Source organism: Methylobacterium sp. 1973, from assembly GCF_040545035.1.
Lineage (GTDB): Bacteria > Pseudomonadota > Alphaproteobacteria > Rhizobiales > Beijerinckiaceae > Methylobacterium > Methylobacterium fujisawaense.
Genome location: NZ_JBEPLA010000008.1, coordinates 305,976 through 312,452, shown reverse-complemented (window position 1 = coordinate 312,452; position 6,477 = coordinate 305,976). Strand labels below are relative to the sequence as shown.

Annotated in this window: 8 protein-coding genes; 3 read left to right on the top strand and 5 right to left on the bottom strand. The window is 73.4% G+C overall.

The window, feature by feature from the left end; genetic code table 11:
* Positions 1-207: 207 nt before the first annotated feature.
* Positions 208-1,587 carry an RsmB/NOP family class I SAM-dependent RNA methyltransferase gene (locus ABIC70_RS17910; protein WP_170867527.1) on the bottom strand — a complete coding sequence of 460 codons (1,380 nt, stop codon included), beginning with the start codon at positions 1,585-1,587 and terminating at the stop codon, positions 208-210.
* A 56-nt stretch (positions 1,588-1,643) separates the two neighbouring features.
* Here ABIC70_RS17910 and ABIC70_RS17905 point away from each other — a divergent pair, with 56 nt between their 5' ends.
* The gene (locus tag ABIC70_RS17905) at positions 1,644-1,895 is read left to right on the top strand and encodes a DUF1674 domain-containing protein (RefSeq protein WP_043345843.1); all 252 of its coding nucleotides are present in this window, start codon (positions 1,644-1,646) and stop codon (positions 1,893-1,895) included.
* A 33-nt stretch (positions 1,896-1,928) separates the two neighbouring features.
* Here ABIC70_RS17905 and ABIC70_RS17900 read toward each other — a convergent pair whose 3' ends face one another.
* Positions 1,929-2,942: a 2-keto-3-deoxygluconate permease gene (locus tag ABIC70_RS17900; protein ID WP_354440385.1), complete on the bottom strand. Its 1,014-nt coding sequence runs from the start codon at positions 2,940-2,942 to the stop codon at positions 1,929-1,931.
* Between the two features lie 216 nt (positions 2,943-3,158).
* Here ABIC70_RS17900 and ABIC70_RS17895 point away from each other — a divergent pair, with 216 nt between their 5' ends.
* A complete protein-coding gene (locus ABIC70_RS17895; protein WP_043387678.1) occupies positions 3,159-3,467 on the top strand; it encodes a cupin domain-containing protein in 309 nt (102 codons plus the stop codon).
* A gap of 12 nt (positions 3,468-3,479) precedes the next feature.
* Here the strand turns inward: ABIC70_RS17895 and ABIC70_RS17890 are convergent, their stop codons facing one another.
* The gene (locus ABIC70_RS17890) at positions 3,480-3,989 is read right to left on the bottom strand and encodes a L,D-transpeptidase (RefSeq protein ID WP_182591840.1); all 510 of its coding nucleotides are present in this window, start codon (positions 3,987-3,989) and stop codon (positions 3,480-3,482) included.
* Positions 3,990-4,163: 174 nt separating this feature from the next.
* On the bottom strand, positions 4,164-4,802 hold the full coding sequence (gene bluB / locus ABIC70_RS17885) for a 5,6-dimethylbenzimidazole synthase (protein WP_354440383.1): 639 nt from the start codon (positions 4,800-4,802) through the stop codon (positions 4,164-4,166).
* A gap of 353 nt (positions 4,803-5,155) precedes the next feature.
* Between bluB and ABIC70_RS17880 the strand changes: the two genes are divergently transcribed.
* On the top strand, positions 5,156-5,530 hold the full coding sequence (locus ABIC70_RS17880) for a DUF2794 domain-containing protein (protein WP_043355313.1): 375 nt from the start codon (positions 5,156-5,158) through the stop codon (positions 5,528-5,530).
* A gap of 38 nt (positions 5,531-5,568) precedes the next feature.
* On the opposite strand, the gene ABIC70_RS17875 is transcribed toward ABIC70_RS17880, so the two are convergent.
* The gene (locus ABIC70_RS17875) at positions 5,569-6,471 is read right to left on the bottom strand and encodes a dihydrodipicolinate synthase family protein (RefSeq protein WP_053610803.1); all 903 of its coding nucleotides are present in this window, start codon (positions 6,469-6,471) and stop codon (positions 5,569-5,571) included.
* Positions 6,472-6,477 lie beyond the last annotated feature (6 nt).

Sequence of the window (6,477 nt, the reverse complement as noted above, 5' to 3'; positions counted from 1 at the left end):
GTCCCCGAAGGACGCCCCGGGATCGCTCCCGGGACGCCGCGGACAGGTGCGGTCAGGAAGCACAAAATAGGAACATTGTCAAGGTGCGGGCGGCGTGACGCACGCTGCCGCGCGCCATTTCTCCCTGTCCGCCCGCGGCATTCCGGAAGGACGGGCGGCTGGACCGGACCGCCGGTCCACCTCCGGAGATCCGGCCTGCGTACCCGATCAATCCGCCCGTCGGAGCCGGCTCGCGAAGAAGCCGTCGAGGCCTCCGCGGGCGTTCGGCACCTCCGCCAGGTGGCACGGCAGGGTGCGCAGGTCGCCGTTGCCGTCGATCAGAGCCGCGGCGCCACCGACCTCCTCGGGCCGGACCGGCACCCGCGTGAACCGGGAGTCGCGGGCCAGGAAGGCCGCGATCTGCGCCTCGCCCTCCTCCGGCTCCAGCGAGCAGGTGCAGTAGACGAGAAGCCCGCCCGGCCGCACCAGCCCGGCCGCGTGGTCGAGGAGCCTGGCCTGGAGCGCGGCGAGCCGCCCGATATCGGCCTCCACCTTGGTCCAGGCCACGTCGGGGTGGCGCCGGATCGTCCCGGTGGCCGAGCACGGCGCGTCGAGCAGGACCGCGTCGTGGTCCCGCGGCTCCAGGGTGAGGGCGTCGGCCACCACGATCTCGACCGCGAAGCCGAGCCGCGCGACGTTCTCGCGCAGGCGTTCCAGCCGCGGCGCGGACCGGTCGACGGCGGTGACCTGCGCGCCGGTGGCGGCGAGCTGCAGGGTCTTGCCGCCGGGCGCCGCGCAGAGGTCGAGGACGCGGGTTCCGGGCTGCGGCGCCAGGAGGCGGGCCGGCAGCGCCGCGGCAGCGTCCTGGACCCACCACGCCCCTTCCTGGAAGCCGGGGAGGTCGGGGATCGCCGGGCCGTTCTCCGGCAGGCGCAGGGAGCCGGTCGGCAGGGTCACGGCGCCGAGCCGCTCCGCCCAGTCGGCGGTGTCGCGCAGGGGGGTCAGGTCGATGGCGGCCCCGGCGAGATGGGCGCGGGCGATCGCCGCCGCGCGCTCGGGCCCGTAGGCCGCGACCCAGCGGCGGGCGAGCCAGTCCGGCGTGTTGACCGCCAGGGCGTCGGCGTCCGCGGCCAGGATCGCGTCGCGCTCCCGGGCGATCCGGCGCAGCACCGCGTTGACGAGCCCGGCGAGATGGGCCGTGCGGGTATCCCCCTTGGCGAGCCGCACCGCGAGGTCGACGGCGGCATGGTCGGGGACCGCGAGGTCGAGGAGCTGGGCGGTCGCGGTGGCCAAAAGGGCCGTGAGCTGCGGCTTGGCCGCGGGCAGCCCGCGCTCCAGCCGCGCGGCCAGGGCGGCGCGGATCAGCCCGTAGCGGCGGAAGGTCGCCACCGCGATGGCCCGCGCCAGCCCGGCATCGGCCGGCGCCAGCGCCTCGGCGCGGATCGCCTGGGCGAGGGCGTCGTCGAGGGCGGGGGGGCGCTCCTGGCCGATCAGGGCCGCGACCGCCTGCATCGCCGCGCGGCGCGCGCCCAGGCCTGCCGTATCCGGCCCGGTCTCGCCCGTCGAAGCTTCCTTCCGCGTGTTGCGGCCTGTGTCCCGCGATGCCACTTCTGCTCCAGATCCAACGTCTTCTGGGCCTACGCCCTCACACTCGAGCGAGCGCGATGCAAGAGCCGACCGCACAAGACCCGCACAGGCAGGATCCGGACGGACCGGAGGCCGGCGACGGCACGGCCCCGCCCCGCGCGCTCAGCCCGGCGGCGCAGCGCGCCCTGGCCGAGGCCGCCGAGCGCCGCGCGGCGATCGACGCCCGGGCCGCCGAGATTAGCGCCCGCCCCGAGCGCCAGGGGCGCGGCGGCCTGGAGCCGGTGCGCTACGACGACTGGGAGGTGAAGGGCCTCGCGGTCGACTTCTGAGGACGGCGCAGGGGCCGGCGCACCGGTCCGGCCCTATTCGGCCGGGACCGCCAGCGGCGGGCCGGCCTCGGTCCGGGCCTCCGCCGCACCCGCCCCGAACCGCCGGTACCAGAGCCCGGTCAGGATCGGCACGAGGATCGAGGTGACGATGATGCAGATCGTCACCAGCACGGTGGCGGTCTGCGCGGCCGGGGCGAAGTGCGGGGCGACGGCGGCGATCGCCAGCGGGTTGGCGGCGGCGGCCCCGGCCGTCGAGGAGGCCGCCAGCCCCGCCGTGCCGGTCCCGCCCCCGATCGCCCGGTCGGCCAGGATCAGCGGGATGCCGGTCAGGACGATCACCGCCAGCGCCAGCACGATGCCGAGCCCCGCGAGCGGCGAGAGCAGGTTGCTGAGGTCCACGGTGTTCCCCAGCGCGAAGGCGAAGAACGGGATCATCAGCTGGCCGCCCGGGGCGAACAGGGCCCGGAGCTTCGGGTCGAGGTTGCCGAGGGCGAAGCCGACGAGGAAGGGCAATACCGCGCCCGCGAAGATCTGCGGCTCGAAATGCGCAGCCCCAGAGGCCCCGAGGATGATCATGCTCATCAGCGGGCCGGATTCGATCGACGTGAGGATGAAGGCGCCGGTCTCCTCGCGGCTGCCGTAGGTCTGCATCAGCGAGGCGTAGAGGCCGCCATTGGTCATATCCATCGCGCAGACGATCGCCAGGATCGAGAGGCCGGCGAAGAAGCCGGTCTGGATCCCCTCGGGCGGGATGAACAGCCCGGCCACCAGCACGATCGCCCAGGCGGCGACCAGCTTGGTCGCCACCAGCGTGCCGGACTTGCGCAGCACCGTCCCGGTCGCCCTCAGGCTGACCGAGGCGCCCATGCAGAAGAACCAGACCGCCAGGATCGGGATCACGCCGGTCATGATCCCTTGCGTGAAGCCCTTGAAATAGGCCGGGGACCCCGGCGCGAAGGTCCTGCACAGGGCTCCGAGCAGCAGCGGCACCAGCATCAGGCCGCCGGGAATCCTGTCGATCGCCGCCTTGATCTGCATGGCGCGCATCCTCCCGATCCGGATCGCTCGCCGGCGCATCGGACCCGGGCGGGTTCGCGGGCGCCGCCCCGGTCCGCGCCTCTGTCGGGCGTCTGTCGAACCGGTGCGTCATCCTGTCGGGGCCCGGGGCGGGCCGTCAAGCGGCGCGCCGTCGGGCACGGAACGTCCGGCGCGGAACGTCGAGCCTCCGGGCCCGTTGAGCGGATTCACCCGGAGGAGGCGAGCATGGCGACAACGGTATCGGCGCGCAGCGCGGTCGCGGGACCGCACGGCGCGATCACCCTGGCCCGCGGCGAGCGGCTCGGGATGCGGATGTGGCGGGCGGAGGAGCCGAACGCCGACAAGCCGATGACCAAATCGGCCTACGAGACCGTCGGCTACGTGGTCAGCGGCCGGGCGGAACTCGTCCTGGAGGGCGAGACCCTCGCCCTCGCTCCGGGCGATTCCTACTGCGTGCCGGCGGGCGCCGCGCACACCTACCGGATCCTGGAGACGTTCACGGCCGTCGAGGCGACCGCGCCGCCGGCCGGCTGAGGCCCGCGGGCCTCAGTGGGTCATGTAGACCTGCGTGCCGACATCGACCCGCGCGTAGAGGTCGACCACGTCCTGATTGTACATCCGGATGCAGCCATAGGACGCGTAGGTGCCCACCGAACTCGGCCGGTTGGTGCCGTGGATCGCGTATTCGCCGCCCGCGAGGGTCATGGCCGCCGCACCCATCGGATTGTGCGGCGAGCCGCCCGCGATGAGGTTCGGCAGGCGCGGGTTGTCGCGCTTCACCTCCGCGGGGGGCGACCAGGCGGGGGCGACGTACTTGCCGTCGATCGGCTTCGTGCCGAACCACTGCTTGCCGGGCCGGCCCACCGCCACGGGGTAGCGGATCGCCGTGCCGTCGCCGTTCACGAGATAGAGCTTGCGCTGCGACACGCTGATCACCACCGAGCCCGGCGCGACACCGTTCTGGAACGGCACGACCTCGCGCGCCTGCGCCGTTTGAAGACAACCGGCCAGCATCGCGCCGGCCAAACCGAATACAGCCGCCACCTGACCCGACATCACTACGATCCTCGACAAGCAAGAGTTGACGCGGGCAAGTAATCCGCGGCCGAGCTTACCGTTCCAAGAATAGCTATGGTTGATGTGGGGTCAGCGTGCCGCATCCGTGAGGCACGGTAAAAGAGCAACCACGATCGACGGCGCGGGGGCGCGGCGGGGCCGCTCGGCCGCCCCTCAGCGCTCGTAGAGCGTGCTGCCCCGCTTGTCCTCGGGCTGCCAGCCGTGGCGCTCCAGCTCCGGGTCGAGATGCTCCTCCACCGGGTGTCCGACGCAGAGATAGGCCACGAGCCGCCACGTCTCCGGCACCGCCAGGATCGCCGAGACGGTCTGCGGCTCCAGGATCGAGACCCAGCCGACGCCGAGGCCGCGCGCCCGGGCGGCGAGCCAGAAGCACTGCACCGCCCCCACCACCGAATAGGCCAGGGTCTCCGGCATGCTGGCCCGTCCGAGCCCGAGGCCGGTCTCGGTCGCCGCGTCGCAGAAGACGGCCAGATGGACCGGCGCCTCCCGCAGGCCGGCGAGCTTGAGGCCGCGATACCGGGCGGCGCGGTCCGCATCGTAGCCTGCGGCCGCGGCGGCGTTGCAGCCGGAGAAGTTGTCCGACACCTCGCGGCGCCGCGCCGGATCCGAGACGCGCACGAACCGCCAGGGCCGGCTGTTGCCGACCGACGGCGCCCGGTGGGCCGCCGTCAGGCAGGTGCGCAGGCACGCCTCGTCCACCGGATCCGTCCGGAACCGGCGCACGTCGCGGCGCCACGCGAACAGCGCGTCGAGGTCGTGCAGGAAGGCGTCGTCGAAGGCGGGCGGGCCCATGATGTCGGTGGCATACCCGCTTCCCGGGCCCAACGGGAAACAGAAAAAAGGCCGCCCGGAGGGGCGGCCTGAAGTCTTGGGTCTCGAAACCTCGGAGTGCCGGATCCTGGGATCCCGAACGGCGGCCGATGGCTGGGGAGCTGGGTGTCGGGCGCCGGCCGGGCAGGACCCGGCGAGGTTCGACGTCTGTTGTCGCACGGCAACGCGGCCTGCAAAAGGCGCGAATCTGGCCAAACCATGTTTTTTGTCGCTTGGGCGTGTCTCGCAGGTCACGGCGCGGGGCGGCCGTCACCCTTGCGGGCCGCTGCGGCGAAGCCCATCATCCGGCAAAGGAACGATGCACGGGAGTGGTGATGACCGAAAGGACGAGCGCCGGGCCGCGGCCCGACGAGGCGGCGGGGCATGTCATTCCCTTCCCCGCCCGCGCGGCTCCTCCACAGGTCGCCTTCAACCGGGATGAGCTGCGCACGATCTTCAACCTCTATGGCCGGCAGGTGGCCGCGGGCGAATGGCGCGACTACGCCCTCGATTTCCGCCGCGACAGGGCGGTGTTCTCGATCTACCGCCGCGCCTCCGAGATGCCGCTCTACCGGATCGAGAAGGATCCCAAGCTTGCCCGCCGCCAGGGGGCCTACGCGGTCATCGCCGCGAGCGGCCAGATCCTGAAGCGCGGCTCGGAACTCGCCCGGGTCATCGCCGTGCTGGAGCCGGCGCCCAAGGCGGTCTGACAGGCGGTCTGACCCCGCACGGCATCCCGCTCCGCCCGTCAGGACAGGGGCATCCGCCGGACGGTCGCGGCGATCTCGGCCACGACCTCCGGCGGCAGAGGACGGATCGGCCGCGGCGGCTCGGCGCGGCACAGGCCCAGGATATCGGCCAAGGCGTAGACCACCCGCAGGCTGGAGTGGGTCCGGAACAGCGTCCAGAGCGGCTCCAGTTCCGCGTTCAGGGTGCGCGCACGGTCCGTGTCGCCGGCCTCCACGGCCCGGACGATCGCGCGGCAGGTCCGGGGGAACAGGCCGCCCGCCACGCTGTACCACGCCGTGCCGCCGGCGATCAGCGCCTCGGTCGCGTTCCAGTCGCCGCTGAAGCCGATGGGGAAGCCCGCCGGGACGGCCGCCTGCAGGGCCGCGACACCGGCCGCGGCGTCGGCCGGGGCCGGCGCGGCGCATTTGGCGGCCACGATCCCGGAACGGCGGGCGAGCCGGCCGATCAGCGCCGGCGTGAAGCGGAAATGCGTGGTCGCGGGGTTGTCGTAGAGGACGAGGGGTAATCCGCCCGCCTCCGCCACGGCCGCGAAATGCGCCTCGACCTCGGCCTCGGTCAGCGGCGTGTAGGAGACGGGGGCGAGCAGCCCCGCATCCGCGCCGGCCGCCCGCGCATCCTGCGCGAGGCGGATGGCCTCGTCGGTGCGCAGGGCGCCGATGCCGACCAGGAGCGGTACCCGGCCGCCCACGGCCTCGCGGGCGATCGCCACCGCCCGGCGGCGCTCGTCGCGGCTCAGATACGCGTAGGTCCCGGTGCTGCCGAGCAGGCCGATCGAATCGACCCCGGCGGCCACGAGGGGCTCCAGCAGGCGCTGCAGGGCTCCGGCATCGACCCGACCGTCGGCGTCGCTCGGGGTGATCGGGAAGGCTGAGAGGCCGGAAAGGTCGGAGAGCGCGGGCATGGCCCG

Excerpts from the sequence above, each read along its gene's own strand:
- ABIC70_RS17875 (WP_053610803.1), bottom strand. The coding sequence starts at position 6,471 with ATGCCCGCGCTCTCCGACCTTTCCGGCCTCTCAGCCTTCCCGATCACC.
- ABIC70_RS17895 (WP_043387678.1), top strand. The coding sequence starts at position 3,159 with ATGGCGACAACGGTATCGGCGCGCAGCGCGGTCGCGGGACCGCACGGC.
- bluB (WP_354440383.1), bottom strand. The coding sequence starts at position 4,802 with ATGGGCCCGCCCGCCTTCGACGACGCCTTCCTGCACGACCTCGACGCG.
- ABIC70_RS17900 (WP_354440385.1), bottom strand. The coding sequence starts at position 2,942 with ATGCGCGCCATGCAGATCAAGGCGGCGATCGACAGGATTCCCGGCGGC.
- ABIC70_RS17905 (WP_043345843.1), top strand. The coding sequence starts at position 1,644 with ATGCAAGAGCCGACCGCACAAGACCCGCACAGGCAGGATCCGGACGGA.
- ABIC70_RS17880 (WP_043355313.1), top strand. The coding sequence starts at position 5,156 with ATGACCGAAAGGACGAGCGCCGGGCCGCGGCCCGACGAGGCGGCGGGG.
- ABIC70_RS17890 (WP_182591840.1), bottom strand. The coding sequence starts at position 3,989 with ATGTCGGGTCAGGTGGCGGCTGTATTCGGTTTGGCCGGCGCGATGCTG.